Annotated in this window: 16 protein-coding genes; 9 read left to right on the plus strand and 7 right to left on the minus strand. The window is 64.5% G+C overall.

Translation table 11 applies throughout. The annotated features are described in order from the left end of the window. The first annotated feature begins 166 nt into the window (after positions 1-166). Positions 167-868 (plus strand): response regulator transcription factor, encoded by a 702-nt coding sequence (locus M2343_RS03325; RefSeq protein WP_264575593.1) that lies wholly within the window; start codon positions 167-169, stop codon positions 866-868. Further along, positions 865-1,971: an ATP-binding protein gene (locus M2343_RS03330; protein ID WP_264575594.1), complete on the plus strand. Its 1,107-nt coding sequence runs from the start codon at positions 865-867 to the stop codon at positions 1,969-1,971. Before M2343_RS03325 ends, M2343_RS03330 begins: the two co-directional genes overlap by 4 nt. Before the next feature lie 9 nt (positions 1,972-1,980). On the opposite strand, the gene ybaK is transcribed toward M2343_RS03330, so the two are convergent. Continuing rightward, positions 1,981-2,454 (minus strand): Cys-tRNA(Pro) deacylase, encoded by a 474-nt coding sequence (ybaK, locus tag M2343_RS03335; protein WP_264575595.1) that lies wholly within the window; start codon positions 2,452-2,454, stop codon positions 1,981-1,983. Between the two features lie 180 nt (positions 2,455-2,634). Between ybaK and M2343_RS03340 the strand changes: the two genes are divergently transcribed. Continuing rightward, positions 2,635-3,975 carry an HD-GYP domain-containing protein gene (locus M2343_RS03340; RefSeq protein WP_264575596.1) on the plus strand — a complete coding sequence of 447 codons (1,341 nt, stop codon included), beginning with the start codon at positions 2,635-2,637 and terminating at the stop codon, positions 3,973-3,975. An 18-nt stretch (positions 3,976-3,993) separates the two neighbouring features. On the opposite strand, the gene M2343_RS03345 is transcribed toward M2343_RS03340, so the two are convergent. Beyond that, on the minus strand, positions 3,994-4,911 hold the full coding sequence (locus M2343_RS03345) for a ketopantoate reductase family protein (protein ID WP_264575597.1): 918 nt from the start codon (positions 4,909-4,911) through the stop codon (positions 3,994-3,996). A gap of 161 nt (positions 4,912-5,072) precedes the next feature. On the opposite strand from M2343_RS03345, the gene M2343_RS03350 reads away from it, so the two are divergent. Further along, complete coding sequence (locus M2343_RS03350; protein WP_264575598.1) at positions 5,073-5,957, plus strand: SDR family oxidoreductase; 885 nt, start codon at positions 5,073-5,075, stop codon at positions 5,955-5,957. A gap of 19 nt (positions 5,958-5,976) precedes the next feature. Here M2343_RS03350 and M2343_RS03355 read toward each other — a convergent pair whose 3' ends face one another. After that, on the minus strand, positions 5,977-6,402 hold the full coding sequence (locus M2343_RS03355) for an SRPBCC family protein (RefSeq protein WP_220128537.1): 426 nt from the start codon (positions 6,400-6,402) through the stop codon (positions 5,977-5,979). A gap of 209 nt (positions 6,403-6,611) precedes the next feature. On the opposite strand from M2343_RS03355, the gene M2343_RS03360 reads away from it, so the two are divergent. Next, on the plus strand, positions 6,612-8,084 hold the full coding sequence (locus M2343_RS03360) for an aldehyde dehydrogenase (protein WP_264573077.1): 1,473 nt from the start codon (positions 6,612-6,614) through the stop codon (positions 8,082-8,084). 107 nt (positions 8,085-8,191) lie between these two features. Here M2343_RS03360 and M2343_RS03365 read toward each other — a convergent pair whose 3' ends face one another. Further along, on the minus strand, positions 8,192-8,731 hold the full coding sequence (locus tag M2343_RS03365; protein ID WP_264575599.1) for a PEPxxWA-CTERM sorting domain-containing protein: 540 nt from the start codon (positions 8,729-8,731) through the stop codon (positions 8,192-8,194). 97 nt (positions 8,732-8,828) lie between these two features. Continuing rightward, positions 8,829-10,856, minus strand: coding sequence for a S9 family peptidase (locus M2343_RS03370; RefSeq protein ID WP_264603860.1), 2,028 nt, complete (start codon positions 10,854-10,856; stop codon positions 8,829-8,831). Between the two features lie 247 nt (positions 10,857-11,103). Between M2343_RS03370 and M2343_RS03375 the strand changes: the two genes are divergently transcribed. Next, the gene (locus M2343_RS03375; RefSeq protein ID WP_264575600.1) at positions 11,104-12,096 is read left to right on the plus strand and encodes a bile acid:sodium symporter family protein; all 993 of its coding nucleotides are present in this window, start codon (positions 11,104-11,106) and stop codon (positions 12,094-12,096) included. Positions 12,097-12,100: 4 nt separating this feature from the next. On the opposite strand, the gene M2343_RS03380 is transcribed toward M2343_RS03375, so the two are convergent. After that, positions 12,101-13,069, minus strand: a complete 969-nt coding sequence (locus M2343_RS03380) for a helix-turn-helix domain-containing protein (protein ID WP_181559957.1) — start codon at positions 13,067-13,069, stop codon at positions 12,101-12,103. 122 nt (positions 13,070-13,191) lie between these two features. Here M2343_RS03380 and M2343_RS03385 point away from each other — a divergent pair, with 122 nt between their 5' ends. Together M2343_RS03385 and M2343_RS03390 are read left to right on the plus strand one after the other, a co-directional pair. Beyond that, positions 13,192-15,219, plus strand: coding sequence for a TonB-dependent receptor (locus M2343_RS03385; protein WP_413716001.1), 2,028 nt, complete (start codon positions 13,192-13,194; stop codon positions 15,217-15,219). 92 nt (positions 15,220-15,311) lie between these two features. Continuing rightward, complete coding sequence (locus M2343_RS03390) at positions 15,312-15,839, plus strand: cytochrome b (protein WP_264577482.1); 528 nt, start codon at positions 15,312-15,314, stop codon at positions 15,837-15,839. A gap of 89 nt (positions 15,840-15,928) precedes the next feature. On the opposite strand, the gene leuA is transcribed toward M2343_RS03390, so the two are convergent. Then, positions 15,929-17,623, minus strand: coding sequence for a 2-isopropylmalate synthase (gene leuA / locus M2343_RS03395; RefSeq protein ID WP_264575601.1), 1,695 nt, complete (start codon positions 17,621-17,623; stop codon positions 15,929-15,931). A 406-nt stretch (positions 17,624-18,029) separates the two neighbouring features. Here leuA and M2343_RS03400 point away from each other — a divergent pair, with 406 nt between their 5' ends. Then, the gene (locus tag M2343_RS03400) at positions 18,030-19,436 is read left to right on the plus strand and encodes a circularly permuted type 2 ATP-grasp protein (protein WP_264575602.1); all 1,407 of its coding nucleotides are present in this window, start codon (positions 18,030-18,032) and stop codon (positions 19,434-19,436) included. Positions 19,437-19,438 lie beyond the last annotated feature (2 nt).

Below are 19,438 nucleotides of genomic sequence, written 5' to 3' on the forward strand. Positions count from 1 at the left end.
GGGGGGGCATTTTGTCATCATGTCCGACTCTTGATTTTTGCTTGTCCGCGCTGGCCCTTTGGGACTGGCTTGTCGAGGCAGTGTTGGTCAAGTGTAGAGAAATTGTGGAGGCCGGTGGCCCCCCGTTTGGAACTGCGGTAACGGCTTGAAGGCAGAAGGATATGCTATGGATGCCGAAAACGCGCTCGTGCTGGTCGCGGAAGACGAACCGGAAATCGCCGATGTCATCGCCGCCTATCTGGAGCGGGAAGGCTTCCGGACGGTTCGTGCCGCTGACGGGCGCACCGCGCTGGAATTGCACCTTGCCCTCAAGCCGGACCTCGTGATGCTCGATGTGCAAATGCCGCGGCTCAATGGTTGGGACGTGCTGGCCGAGTTGCGGCGTCGTGGCTCGACCCCCGTGATCATGCTGACTGCGCTTGATCAGGATATCGACAAGCTGCAGGCGCTGCGCATCGGAGCGGACGATTATGTCGTCAAGCCGTTCAATGCGCTGGAGGTGGCCGCAAGGGCGCGCGCCGTGCTACGCCGGTCGGGTGGCAGCCGGGGCTCCACCTTGCGAGTGGGGCCGATCGAAATCGATATGGACAGCCATCTGGCCAGCGTGATCATCGGGGACGATCCGCAGCGCGTGAGCCTGTCCCTCACCCTCACCGAGTTCCGCATTCTTGCGCACATGGCGCGCGCGCCCCGGCGGGCGTTCTCGCGTGGCGAGCTGGTCGATGCCTGCCTGCCGGGCGGCGATGCGCTCGACCGGACAGTGGATACGCATTTGAGCAAGCTGCGGCGCAAGCTGGAGGATGCCGGCGCCCACGGCTTCATCAACAATGTGCGCGGCGTGGGCTTTCGTCTGGCAGATATTTCGTGAAGAAGCCGGCAGGCGGTCTGGGGCGGCAGATCGTGTTGTCCACGGTGATCTCCACGGTCGCTTCCGTGCTGATCACGATCATCGGCCTCTATATCTTTTATGGCGTTATCATCCGTGTGGCGCCGCATATGCTGTTTCCGCTGACGGACGACTGGCGCCCGCACGGCATCGAATGGCTGCTCATCGGGCTGTTTTGCGTCGTCTCCACCGGCATTGCCGTGCTGGTGGCGACGCGGCTGGCCCGGCGGATCGTTCAGCCACTGGTTTCGGTTGCGCAGACCGCCCGGATCATTGCGGATGGCAATATCAAGGTCCGTGCGCGCAGCGATGATCGGGCGCCGACCGAGGCCACGATGCTGGTGGAGGACTTCAATCTGCTGGCCGACCGGCTGGAGCAGGCGGGAGAGGCCGTCCGCCGTTGGAACGCGACCATCGCGCATGAACTGCGCACCCCGGTGACGATCCTCTCCGGGCGTCTCCAGGGCCTCGCCGACGGGGTGTTTGCGCCCGATCCGCCGCTGCTGCGCTCGCTCGTCACGCAAGTGAATGCCCTGACCCGCTTGATCGAGGATCTACGCACGGTGAGCCTCATGGAAGGCGGCCGGCTGGACATGCGCTTCCAGCAGGTCGATCTCGCCGAAGAAATGGAGACGGTCGTCCGGCTGATGCAGCCCGAGCTGGAGACCGCGGGCTTCCGCATCGTCACCGTCTTCGATCGCGGCCTATGCTATGTCGATACCGCACGTATTCGACAGGCCCTGATGGCGCTGCTCGAGAATGCCCATCGCCATGCCGATCCCGGTCAATTGGCCGTGACGCTGCGCATCTCCTCGTCCAGCGTGCTCCTGAGCGTGACCGACGAGGGCCCCGGGATGACGGAGGAGTTCGCCCGCCATGCCTTCGATCCGTTCCGTCGCTATATGGAGCAGGGCGGAGCGGCGAAAGGCAGCGGTCTTGGCCTCTCCGTGGTGCGGGGCATTGCCGAGGCGCATGGCGGCGCGGCGACCTACCGCACGGTCAATGGGGGCTCCTGCTTCACCCTCACCATGTCGCGATGGAAGCCGCGTGGCCCATCAGTGCCCACGCAAGGCGATCTCGCCTGATCCTGCGCGTTAGGCGGTGATGGCCGCAACCGTCGCGCCAAGTGCGGCGATCGCCTGATCTGGCGCCATGCACAGTTGCAGGCCGCGCTGGCCGCCATTCAGATAGATGTGCGGCTGGGCCAAAGCGCTCTCGTCGATCACCGCGCGGATCGGCTTCATCTGTCCAAAAGGGCTGATGCCGCCCACCTTGTAGCCGCTCAGGCGCTCGGCATCGGCCGGCTTCATCATCGCAGCGCTCTTGGCGGAGAGGGCTACTGCAAACTTCTTCATCGCCACTTCGCTGCTCGCCGGGACGATGGCGCAGGCCGGCTTGCCATCCACCAGCGTCATGAGTGTCTTGAAGACGCGCTCGGGTGGCTCACCCAACGCCTCGGCGGCCTGCAAGCCGATATGGGCGGCAGCCGGATCATAATCGTAGAGATGGATGGTGAAGGCGATGCCGGCCTTGCTCAGCGCCCGAGTGGCGCGGGTTTCCTTTGCCATGCGGGCTGCGTGCTGCGTCCTGTTCACGATGTCAATGCAGCGCCGTTTCGCCTCTCGGCGTAAAAAGGCCGACAATCATGGTGCATGGACAAGGCGAACCATTAAATAACCATGGCTCTTAGCCGTTCAGTATCGTGCGGGCGCCATCGTCGTCGCTCGTACCTGACCGGCGGAGTCCAGATGCTCAAGAGAATCGATGTTGCTGACGTGAAACTCGGCATGTTCATTCACAAACTTGAAGGGCCGTGGCTCAAGCACCCGTTCTGGCGGACGAAATTCCTGCTGACCGACCCCCAAATCCTTGCCGACCTGCGCGCCAGCGACGTCGAGGGCGTGATGATCGACGTCGACAAGGGCGATGATGTCGCGGGTGCGGGCGGTCCGCGTCCGCCGGCGACGACGCTGCGTCGACCGCTCGTGGCGGCAGGCTCCTCCGCCCCCTCGGGCGGTGTCGGTCTTGCCGAGCGGGTGCGCATGGAGCGGCTGCGCAAGCTGGTGCCGGAGCACGCGAGCGGATCGAACGTCGTTCCGTTCAATCCCCGCTCCACGACGGCCTTGAGCGTCGGTGCAGAGGTGGGCCATGCGAAGGCGGTGGTGGCGCGGTCCAACCGCGTGATGAGCGCCGTCTTCGAGCAGGCGCGGCTGGGCAAAGCCATCTCGCGAGGGCAGGTGGAGCCGGTGATCGAGGATCTCTTCGCCTCCGTGCAGCGCAATCCGCACGCCTTCAACGGCCTGATGCGCATCCGCCGCGAGAATAGTTCGCTCTATGCGCACGGCCTGGCGGTGAGCGCGCTGATGATCGCGTTGGGCCGCCAGATGGGCCTCGATGATGCTCGGGTGAAGGAAGCCGGGCTGGCCGGGCTGCTGATGGACGTGGGCATGGGCCATCTGCCCATCGACGTGGCGACGATCAGCGATGATCTGAGCGAGGGCGAGCGCAAGATCGTCGAGACGCATACCACGCTTGGCTATGAGTTCCTCCAGATGGGCGGCGAAATCGCTGAGGATGTCGCACTGGTCTGCCTTGAGCATCATGAGCGCTGCGATGGCTCCGGTTATCCCAACCAACTGACTGGCGAGAATATCAGCCTGTTCGGCCGCATGGCGGCGGTATGCGACGTCTATGACTCGATGACGTCCGACCGGCCGCATCGGCCACGGATCGACCCCAATGCCGCGCTCGGCCTGATGCGGGGCATGGAAGGCGAGCTGGATGACGAGATTCTCGATCACTTCATCGAGAGCGTCGGCGTCTACCCCATCGGCTCGGTCGTGCGCTTGAGCAACGGGCGCCTGGCGCTGGTGGTGGAGCAGAATGTCGGCGAATACACCACGCCGCGGGTCTGGAGCTTCTACGACATCGCCGCGCGCCGGGTGATCAAGCCGGAGGATATCGACCTGCGCCTGTGGAAAGGCCGCGTCGAGATCGCCTGCAGCGATGACGCTGCCGACTACGGCATCGACGATTTTCCGGCACTGCGCGAAATGGTCTTCAATGCAGCCTGCAAGGCGCTGCAATAAATGATGTTTTAGCTCGGATTATCGCCGGGCCAGCTCCATCAACCGGACAAGATCGGCCATCGTCTGATTGCTGGGCGCGGGGACGCCGACCGCTTGGGCGCGGTCGCAGATGGCGCCGTTGATGAAGTCGATCTCGCTGGCACGGCCGGCAATCATGTCCTGCAACATGGAAGCCTTGTGACCGCGATGTTCGGCCAGGGCATGGTCGATGCTGGCGGTGATGCGCGCATGGTCAACCGTCACCCCATGGGCCTTGGCCGTTGCCACCACCTCGTCGACGATCGCTGCGATGATGCGGCGGCCGGGGGCGTTGTCCACGCCGGCATTGGGCTGGCCGGTGACGGCGCCGAGCGGGTTGAGCGCGGCGTTGAAGGCGACCTTTTCCCAGATCGCGACATCGATGTCCGTGCTGTAGCGCGCGTCGAAACCGGCGCGGGCGAGCAGGGCGGTCGCGGCCTGCGCCGCTTGCGCGCCGGCCGGCGTCATCGCGCCCAACTCGACATGGCCGGTGCCGTGGGATTCCACACCATTGAGGCCATGGAGGTCGGCCGGAAGTGCGGCAATCCCCTTGAGGATCTGGTCCTGAGGAAAACTTTCCGCCACAATCTCCGGATTGCCAAGACCATTCTGGAGCGTGAGCACATAGGTGCCGCTGGCCGCGAGATGCGCGATCGACTGGATCGCCGAGCGGCTGTGCATCCCCTTGGTGAAGAGCAGAGCGAGGTCGATGGGCGACTGGGCATCGGCCGCAAGCCCAGCCCGCAGCGAGATGGTGCGTGTGCCATTGTCGTCGGTGAGGTGGATGCCGTCCCGGTCGATCGCTTCGATGCGGGTCTTGTCGACATCGATGAGCAGCACGTCCGCGCCGCTCTCGGCAATACGTGCCGCGAACAGGCAGCCCATCGAGCCCGCGCCGATCACCAAAATGGACTGCACCTGCGTCTCCTTATTCCATCGCTGCCCGGCAGCACTCACGCGCGGCCCTGATGGCGTCCGGTCCGGCATGGGTCAAGCCGCTTGGCGCTGGTCATTCGGCGGGTTACCCTGTTTGCAATGCGTGGCGCTCAAAGGCGCACGGACCATGAGGAGAGGCGGGCATGAAGAATTTTGCGGGCAAGGTGGCCTTCGTGACGGGCGGGGCGAGTGGCATTGGCCTCGGCATGGCGCGCACGTTTCTGGCCGAGGGCATGAAGCTCGTCATCGCCGATTACAATCAGGACCATCTCGATGCCGCCCGCGAGCTCATGACGGGCAACAATGCCACGCACTTCATCAAGGTGGACGTGACCGACCGGGCCGCCCTGCGCGCAGCGGCGCAGGAGGCGCTGGATATGTTCGGCAGGATCCACCTGCTGGCCAACAATGCTGGCGTCGGCGGTGGCGGTGCGGCGGATGATCCTGACTTTGAGGATTGGGACCGGACCATCGGCATCAATCTGGGCGGGGTAGTCAACGGCTGCAAGATCATCGTGCCGATCATCAAATCGCAGGGCGAGGGCGGCCATGTCATCAACACAGCCTCCATGGCCGGCATGGTCCCGCTGCCCGGCGCCGGCGCCTATGCCGCGAGCAAATATGCCGTGCGTGGCTATACCCAGACACTCCGGCTCGATCTGGCGCCGCATGGCATCGGCGTGTCTTGCCTCTATCCGGGCGCGGTGCAGAGCGCGCTGATGCCGGTGCCGGAGGATGACAGCAGTGCCCCGCCGGGCGAGGAGGGCGTGTTCGTCAAGCGCTTCTGGGCCGCGATGCGCGCCGCCATGGACCCTCTGGAAATGGGACGACTGGTGGTCGAGGCAATCCGCGAGAACCGTCCGCACATCCTCACACATAGCGAATTTCTGCCGGAAATGCGCGCGATGCATCAGGATCTGGAAACCGCGTTCGTGACCGGTCTGCCGGTGCCCGAGGCACGGAGCAGTTTCGAGCGCTTCCGGCACGAGACGGTGGCGCGGCTCATGGCGATGGACGTGATCGACTGACCACCACCCATTGGGCGGGTCAGCCTGCCTGATGCGCCTGTTTGGCGTGGCGCGCGAAATTGTCGAGGATCGCTTGCCAGCCGTCCCGCTGCAAATCGCGGCTATGTTCGTCCTCCGGCTCGAACTGCACCTGAACATGGGTGCCATTTTCTTCGGACGCGAACGTCACGCGGGCGGTGCGCTCCCCGAACGCATATTCAATCAGGCGCTCCGGTTCGATGCGGGTGTAGGTGCCCGCGAAATCGAAGCCGACGCTGCCATCCTTGGCTTCCATGCGCGAGGAGAATGCGCCGCCTTCGCGAAGGTCGACGCTTGCTGCCGTCGTATGCCAGTCATCGGATGCGGCATTCCACTGCATGATGTCCTGCGGCGTCGTGTAGCACCGCCAGACATGATCGATGGGCGCCTCCACAAGCGCTTCGACGGTGATCATTTCGCTGGTCATGATGGCTGTTCCCTCCTTGCAGGCAGGCGTTCGCCCTCTCATCGGTTCGCGATGCCTCTCGGTCCATCCTCCGGCACGGCCGGGCGCCCTGTCAATGCAGCATGAGGCAGGGATCGATCCGGAAAGTGGCCATCGCATGCTTGCGCCTTCGCGTGCCAATCGCCAATTAAGGCGCCACGAAGAGGACGTTCGATCTTAGGAGATTCGGCATGGAAAATTTCAACAAGACGATCAAAGGCATAAAGGATCGCGGCGCGGCGCAGCTGTTCATCGATGGTGAATGGCGCAAGAGCAGCGGCACCAATGAGTTGTCGGTGGTGACCCCGCATGACGAGGAAACCGTCCTCACCTATTTCGAGCCGACCACGGCGGACGTGGACGTCGCTGTCGCCGCCGCACGCAAGGCTTTCGACACTGGCCCGTGGCCGCGCATGGCGCCGGCGGAGCGCGGCGTTTACCTCAAGAAGGTCTCCGACATTCTCATGGCGCGCATGCCCGAGCTGGCCGAGGCCTGGACGGGCCAGGTCGGCGCCGTGATCGGCTTCTCCAGCAAGGCCAGCTATCAGGTGCCCGGCCTGTTCAAATTCTATGGCGAGCTGTGCGACAGCTACAAGTTCGTCGATGAGCGCATCGGCTCGATGGGCGGCAACAAGGTGCGGGTGGTGAAGGAGCCGGTCGGCGTCGTCGCGGCGGTCACGCCTTGGAACGCCCCGCTGGTGCTGCTGGTCTACAAGGTCGCAGCCGCGCTGGCCGCAGGCTGCACCATGGTCTGCAAGCCTTCGCCGGAAACGCCCATCGACGCGCACATCCTTGCTGAAGCGATCAAGGAAGCGGGCATCCCCGCCGGCGTGTTCAACATGCTGCCGGCCGGGCGCGAGGTGGGCGATCACCTCATCCGTCATCCGGGCATCGACAAGATCAGCTTCACCGGCTCGACCGCAGCGGGCAAGCACATTGCCGGCGTCGCGTCTGAGCGTCTCGCCCGCGTCAGCCTGGAGCTGGGCGGCAAGTCGGCGGCGATGATCCTCGACGATGCCGATATGGACCATGTGCTCAAGAGCCTCGTGCCCTATTCCATGCCGATCACCGGGCAGGTCTGCTTCTCGCTGACCCGCGTACTTGTGCCCAAGAGCCGCAAGAGCGAAATCATCGACGCCTATACGAGCGCCGTCTCCAAGGTGAAGGTCGGCGATCCGTTCGAGGCCGATACCGGCATGGGTCCGCTCACCATGCAGCGCCAGCTTGAGCGCGTGCAGGGCTATATCGCCAAGGGCAAGGCCGAGGGCGCCAAGCTTGCGCTCGGCGGCGGTCGCCCGGCTGACCTCAACCGTGGCTTCTTCATCGAGCCGACGGTGTTCACCGACGTCGACCCGAGCATGACGATCTTCCAGGAGGAGATTTTCGGCCCGGTCGTGTCGTTCGTCGATTATGACAATGAGGCGGACATGATCGCCAAGGCCAATGACACGGTCTACGGTCTGCACGGCGCAATCTACACGCAGGATGCCGAGCGCGGCTTCGCCGTCTCGCGCGAATATCGCGCCGGTTCGGTGACGATCAACGGCATGATGGTGGACATCCACATGCCCTTCGGCGGCTTCAAGCAGTCCGGCCTCGGTCGCGATGGCGGCATCGAAGGTCTCGAAAACTACACCGAGACGAAGGCGGTTTACTTCGCCTGATCGGGTCGGACGCCCGCCCGCGATTGTTGCGGGCGGGCGTTGGCATCAGTTCTAACGCAGCCAAGCCGCGCTTGTGCTCCTGCCTTCGCAGGAGCACAAGTGGTGCATCAGGCCCGCGCCAAGCTCAACGACATCTCCCGCCGCCTAATCATCGCACCCACCAACGCGAGGCCTCCCATCATCATGGCCCAGCTCGCCGGCTCTGGGACGAAGGCGCCGAAGCGGATATCGGGGAAGGGTTCGGCCGGCCAGCTCTCATCCTGCCACATGCGCGCGCTGGTGATCGTCAGGTCGGCGCGGTCAAACACCTCGTAGCCAGACATGAAAACGCCGGTGCCCTGCGTGGGGTGAAACAGCCCATCAAACGGATCAACCGTCTCCGGCCCGAACGAAAAGCCGATGTCCCAGCGCGTCACATGGCCGAACAGGGCGGAATAGGTGAAATCGCCGGGCATGGTGCCACCGCCATTGCCGCCCACCGCGAGATCGCCGCTCGCGAAAAACGTCGTCTTGCCCAGATAGGTCGTGGTCTGCGCGACCTGATCGATCCGGTATACATCGGCGGTGCCGCTGATCTCGAATGGGGTGATGGCATGAGCGGGGAGAGACAGGGTGGCCAGAGCGGCCGCGAGCACAGGCTTCAACATGGAACGCCTCCCTAAAGGATGCGCCAGACTGTCTCATTTTCGAACATGCGCCTAGAGCGCGGCAGGCCGGTCGGCACCGGCCTGCCTTTGTTTCGAGTTACTTCAGCGCATCGCTCAGGCCCGGCAGCATCTCCGCGCCGGCCAGCACCTTGGCGCTTGACTCCTTGACCGTGGCGCCGATTGGCTCTGCCCGCCCGCCGAGGCAGGCCGAGAGGAAGCTCTCGGTGATCGCGTTGAAGGCGATATTGTTCTGCGGCTTGGCGAAGCCATGGCCCTCGTCCGCGTAGAGCACATAGGTGACGGGAATGTTGTTGGCCTTCATCGCCTCGACGATCTGGTCGCTCTCCGCCTGCTTCACGCGCGGGTCGTTGGCGCCCTGGCCGATGAGCAGCGGCTTGTTGATCTGGCCCGCCTTGTGCAGCGGCGAGGCTGCCTTGAGCAGCGCCAACCCCTCGGGCGTGTTGGGATTGCCCATGCGCTGGTGGAATTGCTCGATGCCGGCGGTCCAATAGGGCGGGATGGTGTTCAGCAGCGTCTCCAGATTGGAGGGGCCGACGATATCGACGCCGCACGCGAAGGCATCGGGTGTGAAGGCAAGACCAGCGAGCGTCGCATAGCCGCCATAGCTGCCGCCCATGATGGCGACCTTGTCCTTGGCGGTGATGCCCTTGCTGACCGCCCAATCGACCGCGTCGATCAGGTCGTCATGCATCTTGAGGCCCCATTGCAGGTTGCCCGCTGTGATGAAGCTTTTGCCAAAGCCTGTCGAACCGCGGAAATTGACCGACAGCACAGCATAGCCGCGATTGGCCAGCCACTGGTGGTAGCTGTTATAGCCAAAGCTGTCCCGCGCCCACGGGCCGCCATGGACGAGCAGCACCATCGGCGCCGGCTTGTCCGGTAGGCCGTCGCCATTGGCATCGCTACCCGGCGGCAGGGTGAGGTAGGAGACGAGCGTCAGACCGTCGCGTGCGGGAATTTCGCGGGCGTGCATCGGCACCAGCGGTGCGCCTTCCAGATCGGGGCGGCTGACATAGAGCTTGGTGAGCGCGCCTTTCTTGCGGTCGTACAGCCAGGCGGCGGCCGGCGCCGTGACCGGATCGTTGTAGATCGTCCAGACGGTATCGTCGCGGGTGCGGGAGGTGACCTGGAAATCGCCCTTCAGTCGCTCGCGAAGCCACGCCAGCGACTGGCCGACATCCGGGTCGATCGCCGTCCATTCGGTGGTCAGATACTCGACCGAATATGCCTCGATCTCGCCGGTCACGGGATCGGCCATAGCGCCGCCGACATCGGCCTTGTCATTGGCGGCGAGCACTTGGCTCTTCCCCGTGGCGACGTCCTGCGCAATCAATGCTGCGGTGTCGCGGCCCCGGCTATCCAGCCAGTAGAGCGTCTTGCCATCCGTGGTGAAGCCGGCGGGCTGGGTGGTCAGGGCATCTTCCAGCGTGGTGCGTGAGAGGGGCTTGTCTTCCACGACGTTGTTCGTGACCCGGAAGAAATCATAGCCGCCCTCGGCATTGGGCCGCAGTGCCATGCGCAGCACGAGATTATTGTCGGCGAGGAAGCCGGCATAGCCATCGCCCCGGATGACCTCGGTCAGCGCCCCGGTCTTCAGGTTGAGGCTGTAGACATCGTGCCAGCGCTCGTCGCGGTTGTTGATGCCGACGAGAATGCGGTCGGTGATGGTGGTGGAAGTGCCGACGATCATCACGCGCGTCTTCTCGAAGGGCGTGAGCAGCTTCTCGGCGCCGGTGGCGACATCGACCCCGTAAAGCAGGTAATTCTCGTCTCCGCCCTTATCCTGCACATAGAGCAGCATGGCGGAATCGGCCGTCCAGTAGTGCACGCCGATGGGCCGATCCTTCTCTGCGGTCATCGGTTTCGCCTGATCGGGATGGTCGGCCGGGGCGACCCAGATGTTCATCACGCCATCGCGCGGGGCGAGCCAAGAGAGATATTTGCCATCCGGGCTCACCCGCAGCTGGGCGCGGTCCGGGTTGCCGAACAGGCGCTGCCGCTCGATGATCGGCGCATCCTGCGCGAAGCTCGCCCTCGCGGGCACGCCGCCGGCAGCCAGCATGAAACCAAGGGCAAATGTCGTCACGCAGGTCGGCCTCTTCATAAAGCATGTCTCTCGATGGGCCGGTCATCCGCTGGAAAGGGGGAGCCGGCTGTTTCGGAATAGCGCGAGCATATCGAATGGTTCCGCGACGGGCTAGCCGGCTGAGGCTTTATGGATGGCGGGCCAAGGCGTGCGGCAGACGTCCGAGGGTTTTGCCGACTAGAATTTGTGCGCCATGAGCCTATGGGCTTTGCCGGGATGGCCCTAAGGGTGCCTGCCAGACATTCATCCGATTGGGGGATAGCAATTGAAAAAGACCGGTCGCCTTGCCTGGCTGAAGATCGACCGCTTCACGCTGATGCTGTTGGGCACGCTGTTGCTGGCGAGCTTTTTGCCGGCGCGCGGCAGTCTGGTGCCGGCGGTGGATCTGCTCGGCAAGGTGCTGGTGATTGCGCTGTTCTTCATCCACGGCGCGCGTCTGCCGCGCGAGGCGGTGGTCGGCGCCATTGGCCAGTGGAAGCTGCAACTGCTCATTCTCGCGGCTACCTTCGCGCTGTTTCCGCTGATCGGCATCGCCCTCAAGCCGCTCTCCGGACCGGTCATCGAGCCGATGCTGTTTACCGGCATTCTCTTCCTGTGCTGCCTGCCGTCGACGGTGCAGTCGTCCATCGCGCTGACGTCGATCGCGCGGGGGAACGTGCCGGCAGCGGTGTGCGCGGCGGCTGCTTCCAATCTCGCTGGCGTGGTCTTTACACCGCTGCTGACGGGCCTGCTGCTGGCGAGCAGCGCGGCGATCAACATGGATGCCGTTTGGGCGATCGTGGGTCTGATCTTGATCCCCTTCGCCATCGGTCAGGCGCTGCACGGCTGGATCGGCGCCTGGCTGCTGCGCCACAAGATGCTGACCTCCTTCGTGGATCGCGGCGCCATATTGGTGATGGTCTATGGGGCGTTCGGCAAGGCGGTGACCGGCGGCCTTTGGCAGGCGATCTCGGGCGTCGACATCGCCATTCTGCTTGGCTTCTGCCTGCTCATCCTGGCCGTGGTCGTCATCGTGCTGCGGCTGGCGGCGCGGCTGACCGGCCTGGCGCGTCCTGACGAGGCTTCGCTTGTCTTCTGCGGCTCGGTCAAGTCGCTGGCGACGGGCGTGCCGATGGCGAATGTGCTTTTCCCCGCAGCCATGGCCGGCGCCGTCGTCCTGCCGGTAATGATGTTCCACATCGTCCAGCTGGTGACTGGCGCGTTTCTGGCGCGCGCCTATGAGCGCCGCGCGATTGCGGCGGCACCGGACGAATCCTGACTGGTCAGTGAGTCAAAGGCCGGGCGAGGGCGCGCCACTGCCCGGGCGTCGTCTCGAACCGGCGCTTGAAGGCGCGGGCGAAATGGGCCGGGTCTTCGAAGCCGTTGGCAAAGGCGATCTGCGAGATCGAGGCGCCCGCCCAACGTGCATCGCGCAGATCGTCGGCAGCGCGCTGCAGGCGGCGATTCCAGATTTGCCCGGTGATCGAGACGCCGAGCGCATCGCGCATCAGTTGATCGAGCCGGCGGCGGCTGATATGCTGCGCCTGCGCGATCTGTTCGGCGGTCAGGCCGGGGATCGATAGGTTGAGCTCGATATAGTCGAGCGCTTTCTGCACGCGCCAGTGGACGTTCTCCAGCTCTACCGCGAGGCCGGAGGTCGCGCCGAGGAGTTGGATGACGGCATTCATCGCCGCGTGCTGCTGCGCCTCTCGCAGGTCGCCCGCCACGCGCAGCAGGTGCAGCACGGTATGAGCGAGCAGGGAGGTACCGGCATCACGCCCGGGAATGAGCGTGGCGACGAGATGCTCCATGTCCGGAAAGCGGCTCATCACCAGCGCGCGGGGCATGCGCAGCAGCAGCAGCTGGCTGTAATCCAGCCCGCACAGGCGGAATGGGTAACGCTCGTCGATAAAGCAGATGTCGCCCGGCGCCATTTCGCACTGGCGTTGCCGTTGGGTAGCAAGAGAGCTGCCTTCCGCCTGCAACATCATGGTAAGAAACTGGTGGGATTCCGGGCTGCCGGTGGGCGCGTATGTCACCTCGGCCGGGGCGGAGGACACGGCGAACAGCGCGCCCGGGCCAACACGGCGATGCAGGATCGCTCCGATTGTGGGATTGGCCTCGATCGCCTGTACGCACAGGCCGGGAAAAACATTCGGCGCCGCGCCAGCCCATATGTCCGCGCGCTTGGCCCGATCAAAGCCGCTCAGGTCGACAACCGAGGATAGACCCTCGAGATTGACTGCTTCCATCTCCTCAACTCCGATCCTGTATTGAGACAGGTGCCGAGCCTTGTCAAAGCAAATGGTCAGACATCCCCGCTTATTTATCGCGGCGTTGCCAAGGCCGGGCCGATCCGGCATGGCCCGGCTCCATGATGACCCATTTCCGTTTCGTCGTGCTGCTCAGCGGCACCAGTCTGCTGCTCTCGATGCCCCTTCATGCGCAGGAAACCGGCCCGGATGTGGTGGTGCTGGGGCAGGGGCTTGCGCTGCCGCCGGGCACGCCGGCTTATGGATCGGTCACGCTCGAGAAGACGCGGCTGGCGGAGGACGCCTCCGGCACCATTGAGCACGCGCTCGGCGATGTCGCCGGCTTCCAGCAGTTCCGCCGGTCGGATAGCCGCTCAGCCAACCCGTCGGCGCAGGGCGTCACGCTGCGCGCGCTGGGCGGCAATGCGACCAGTCGGGCGGTCGTGTTGCTGGATGGCGTGCCGCTGGCCGATCCCTTCTTCGGTTCCATTCCGTTCAATGCCCTGCCGCTCGACGGAATCGGCGCGGCGCGGATCACCCGGGGTGGCGGGGCGGGGAGTTTCGGGGCCGGCACGGTCGCCGGCAGCATCGAGCTGTTCAGCGCCGATCGCACGCAATTGCCGCGCTATAGCGCGCGGGCGCTCTATGGCTCGCGCAATGCCCAGCAGATCGAGGCGAGCCTTAGTCCGGATCTCGGCAATGGCTTTGTCTCCATCTCCGGTAGCTATGCCCGGGGCGATGGTTTCTGGACGACGCCTGCGGACCAGCGCGTCGCGGCCAGCGTGCCGGCGGGCTACGAGACATGGGCGGTGAGCGCGCGCGGCGTGGCCGCCGTGGGCGAGTCGAGCGAGATTCAGGCGCGCATCGGCTTGTTTCGCGATGACCGGACCTTACGCTTCGCCGGGGCAGATAGCGCGCAGGAAGGGCAGGACGCCAGCCTCCGTTATGTCGGGCGCGGCGACTGGCAGGTCGAGGCGCTGGGCTATGTCCAGTTGCGCAACTTCAGCAACATCGTGGTCAGCGCGACGAGCTTTCGCCCGACGCTGAACCAGCGCAACACCCCGTCGACAGGGCTCGGCGGCAAGCTGGAGGTGCGCCCGCCGGTGGGTGAGGATCATCTGCTGCGGATCGGCGCCGATAGCCGGTTCGCGAGCGCAGACATGTATGAGGAGGCGCTCAACGCCACGACCGGCGCCGCGACCGCGCGGCGTGAAGCCAGCGGCCGGCAGGTCACGAGCGGGATTTATGTGGAGGATGACTGGTCGCTAGGGCGCCTCATCCTGACCGGTGGCGCGCGCCTCGACTATTGGCGGATTAGCGGTGGGCGCTTCACCGAGCGAACGCCGGCCTCCGGCGCAGTCAGGACGGTGACCTATGCCGACCGCGAGGATTGGGAGGGCAGCTTCCGCGCGGGGCTGATCTGGCAGGCAACGCCGGGAGTCGCTTTGCGTGCAGCGGGCTATACCAGCTTCCGCCTGCCGACGATCAACGAGCTGTATCGCGGCTTCACGGTGTTCCCGGTGACGACGCAGGCCAATGCCGATCTCGCCCCCGAGCGGCTGCGCGGTGTCGAGACCGGGTTCGACCTGACCCCGGCTCCCGGCCTGACGCTCTCTGCCACCGCCTTCTACAATCATCTGGCCGATGCCGTCGCGAATGTGACGATCGGCACCAATCTGCGCCAGCGCCGCAATGTCGATGCGATTGTGGCGAAGGGCGTGGAAGTGAGCGGGACGATGACGTTCGGGGATTTCGATCTCGCGGCATCCTATGCCTATAATGACAGCCGCGTGGAGGCGAGCGGCGCGGCGGCCCAACTCGATGGCCTGCAACCGGCACAAAGCCCGCGCCATGGCGCCAGCGCCACGCTGGGCTGGCACGCGCCCGGCAATGCCCGCCTCGCGCTCACCGTCCGCCATGTCGGCCCGCAATATGAGGACGATCTGCAGGCCGACCGGATGCCCGCCGCAACCACGCTCGACGGCTATGCCCGCGTGCCACTGACCGGCCGGATGGCGCTGGTCGGCCGGGTCGAGAACCTGTTCGACGAGCGCGTGGTCACCCGACAGGTCACCTCGACCAATGGTGCCGTGAGCACAGACCTTGGCACACCGCAGACCTTCTGGATCGGCATCCAGATCGCGGGATAGCGCCTCCGTCGCGCTCGCATATTTGAGCGGCCTCTTGCGCAGCGGGGCCCTTGTCCGCATTCTGCCCATTGTTGGGCATGTTGGAGGACGTGATGGGGACTTACGCGGGGGTGCGCTATTCCATGGTGGCGATCTGGCTGCACTGGATCATTGCGCTGCTGATTATCGCCAATATCGCGATCGGCATCGGGCACGATCCGCTGGGTGCGGTGGTCCCCGGCGTCATGAATATCCATAAGTCGATCGGGCTGACCGTCCTCGTCCTGTCCGTACTGGCGCTGCTCTGGCGCCTGATGAACAGCCCGCCGCCGCTGCCGACGACCATATCCAGACGCACCAAGCGCGCGGCGGCGTTGATGCATCGTTTGCTCTATGCGCTGATGATCCTCATGCCGCTCACCGGCTGGATCATGTCCTCGGCAGGGCCGCGTCCGCTCAACTGGTTCAACGTCTTCGACGTGCCCAAATTCGCGGTGGCGCGGGGCGATGCCATCGTGACCGTGGCCGGTTCGCATGAGGTGCTTGGGCTTATCTTCGGGGCGCTGGTGATCGGCCATATCGGCGCGGCGTTGTGGCACCAGTTTATCCGGCGGGACGGGCTGATTATCCGGATGGTGTGAGGCTGCGGGCGTGACCTGCGGGGATATGAAAAACCCGGCCGGAGGGCTGCTCCGGCCGGGTTTATCGATGCTCTGAAGGATTGGGCCTGTTAGGCAGCCTTTGCTGCTGCATTCTGGCGGCGGTGATAGGCGTTCACGACCGACAGCACGGCCTTCACCGACGCCGTCGCCACGTCTTCATCCGTGCCGACCCCGAAGAATGTGGTGCCATCATCGGTGCGGCATTCGACATAAGCGGCCGCGCGGACGTTGCCGCCGGTGCCGATGGCGTGCTCATTATAATCGACCACGTCCAGCCCGATGCCGAGTTCATCGCGCAGGGCCGAGAGGACCGACGAAATCAGGCCATTGCCCCGGCCCGAAATGCTGCGCTCCTTGCCATCATGGACGATCTTGCCGGTGAACACGCGGTTCCCGGCGGGGCCGCTCTCGACATAATCGACCAGCGCATAGGGCTGTGCGCCGGCGAGGCAGTAATGCTGCTCGAACGCCTCCCAGATATCGGCGGCATGCAGCTCACGGCTGGACTTGTCCGCCAGGTCCTGCACCACCTTGGAAAAATCGCCCTGCATCCGCTTGGGCAGCTTGAGGCCCTTGTCCTGCTGCAGCACCCAGGCGACGCCGCCCTTGCCGGACTGCGAGTTGACGCGGATCACCGCTTCATAGGAGCAGCCGATGTCCGCCGGATCGATCGGCAGATAAGGCACGTCCCAGATCTCGTCATTGCGCTGTTCCTGCGCGGCGAAACCCTTCTTGATCGCGTCCTGATGGCTGCCGGAGAAGGCGGTGAAAACCAGATCGCCGGCATAAGGGTGGCGGGGATGGACGGGGAGCTGGTTGCAGTAGGTCACCGTCTGCACGACCTCTTCCATGTTGGAGAAGTCGAGGCCCGGCGAGACGCCCTGCGTGTAAAGATTGAGTGCCACGGTCACCAGATCGCAATTGCCGGTGCGCTCGCCGTTGCCGAACAGACAGCCCTCGACGCGGTCGGCGCCGGCCATCAGGCCCAGCTCCGCCGCCGCCACGCCGGTGCCCCGGTCGTTATGCGGGTGCAGCGAGATGACCACGCTGTCGCGGTTCCGGATGTGGCGGCAGAACCATTCGATCTGGTCTGCATAGATATTGGGCGTCGCGGCCTCGACCGTGGCGGGCAGGTTGAGGATCAGCGGCTTCTCCGGCGTGGGCTGGAGAATGTCCATCACCGCCTCGCAGCACTCCAGGCTGAAATCCAGTTCAGCGGTGGAAAAGGTCTCCGGGCTGTACTCGAACCGCCAATCGGTGTTCGGCTGCTTGGCGGCCTCGTCGCGAATGATCTTGGCGGCATCGACGGCGATCTGCTTGATCTGCGGCCGCTCCATGTTGAACACGATCCGCCGCCACGCCGGAGAGACGGCGTTGTAGACGTGGACGATAGCCTGGCGCGCGCCCTGCAGGCTCTCGAACGTGCGCTCGATGAGGTCACGGCGGGCCTGCGTGAGCACCTGGATGATCACGTCGTCCGGGATGCGGCCCGATTTGACGAGACCGGAAATGAAATCGAACTCGGTCGCGCCGGCCGAGGGGAAGCCGACCTCGATCTCCTTGAGGCCGACGCGGGTGAGCAGCTCGAAGAAGCGGGTCTTCTTCTCGGTATCCATCGGATCGATCAGCGCCTGATTGCCATCGCGCAGATCGGTCGAGAGCCAGCGGGGCGGCTGCGTGATCGTGCGCGAGGGCCACTGCCGGTCCGGCAGGTCCACTTGCGGGAAGGGACGGTATTTCTGTGACGGGTCGCTCAGCATCATGGTTCGGACATTTCATTGTTCACAGCCAAATGCACGCAGGCGCTATCCATTTGCACTGATGAGGATCTGATTCTGTGGCTAAAAGGCCCTTAGGCGCAGCGGGCCGCCTGCGGCAACCGCTTGGGTATCGCGCCTAAGGGCGCGTAAGTCGCGTAAGGCGAAGGGCCAGGCAAAAGTCCATGCGCGCTCCCATGCACGGAAAATCACCATCCGTCCAGCATGAAGTAGAAAAACGGCGGTAATCGGCCATATTTTTCGCGGTGCGTCAATCCGCTATGACGCCTTGCCGAGATATTTTTAACCGCGCGGAACGTGATCGTCCCTCCCGCGATTTTTACTCTTGATTTTGAATTTCCCCGGCTCACTATGCTGCAATGCACAATAAGATAGAGAAACGCATACGCTGATGACATGTTCCGAGATGCTGGGTGAGGCTGGAGACGTTCGCGATTGTTACGCGGTGGTTCAGCAATGGGTGGATGAGACCGGCATCGAGGGGCTGCACCGACGATTGAGCGAGGCGGAAGCGATCTTCCGGCGCATCGGCATCACCTTTGCCGTCTACGGCGAAGGCGGCGACCCGGAGCGGCTTATTCCATTCGATCTGCTACCGCGCATCTTCACCGCTGCGGAATGGGCGCGCCTGGAGGCCGGCATCCGCCAGCGCGCGGCGGCGCTCAATGCCTTCCTGCTCGACGTCTATAATCGCGGCGAAATCATCCGCGCCGGGATCGTGCCGGGCGACATCGTCTATCAGAACAAGGCCTATAAGCCGGAGATGGCCGGGTTCACCCCGCCGGGCAGGGTGTACAGCCATATCGTCGGGATCGACATCGTCCGCACCGGTCTCGATGATTTCATGGTGCTGGAGGATAATTGCCGCACACCCTCGGGCGTCTCCTACATGCTCGAAAATCGCGAGATCATGACGCGGATGTTCCCGGAGCTGTTTGCCCGGCAGCGGGTTGCGCCGGTGGACGATTATCCGAGCCAGCTTCTGCGCTCGCTGCAGGAGGTGGCGCCGCCCGCCTGCAAGGGCGTGCCGCAGGTCGTGGTGCTTACCCCCGGTTCGTTCAACAGCGCTTATTATGAGCACAGCTATCTGGCCGACCTGATGGGCGTCGAGTTGGTCGAGCCGGCCGATCTCTTCGTGGAAGACGGGCTGGTCTTCATGCAGACCACGCGCGGCCCCCGCCGGGTGGATGTGATCTACCGGCGCATCGACGATGATTTCATCGATCCGCTCGCCTTCCGGCCCGATAGCCTGCTGGGCGTGCCGGGCCTGTTCAATGCCTATCGCGGCGGCGGCGTGACGCTCTGCTCCGCGCCGGGTGCGGGCATTGCGGATGACAAGGCGATCTACGTCTATGTGCCGGAGATGATCCGCTTCTATCTGGGCGAGACGGCGATCCTGCAGAATGTGCCGACCTGGCAATGTTCCAAGCCGGATGATTTCGCTTATGTGATGGACCATCTCCCCGAGCTGGTCGTGAAGGAAGTTCACGGCTCGGGCGGCTATGGAATGCTGATCGGCCCGAAGGCCGGCGCAAGCGAGATCGAGGCTTATGCCGGGCGCATCCGGGCCAATCCATCCGAATTCATTGCGCAGCCGACGCTCGACCTTTCGGCCGCGCCCACACTCGGGCCGGTCGGGCTGGTACAGCGCCATGTCGATTTCCGGCCCTTCTGCCTCGTCGGCAAGGAGATCAGGCTGGTCCAGGGCGGGCTGACGCGTGTGGCGCTGGCGGAAGGATCGCTGGTGGTGAATTCCAGCCAGGGTGGCGGCGTCAAAGACACATGGGTGCTGCGGTGAGG

The organism is Sphingobium sp. B8D3B (assembly GCF_025961875.1).
GTDB lineage: Bacteria > Pseudomonadota > Alphaproteobacteria > Sphingomonadales > Sphingomonadaceae > Sphingobium.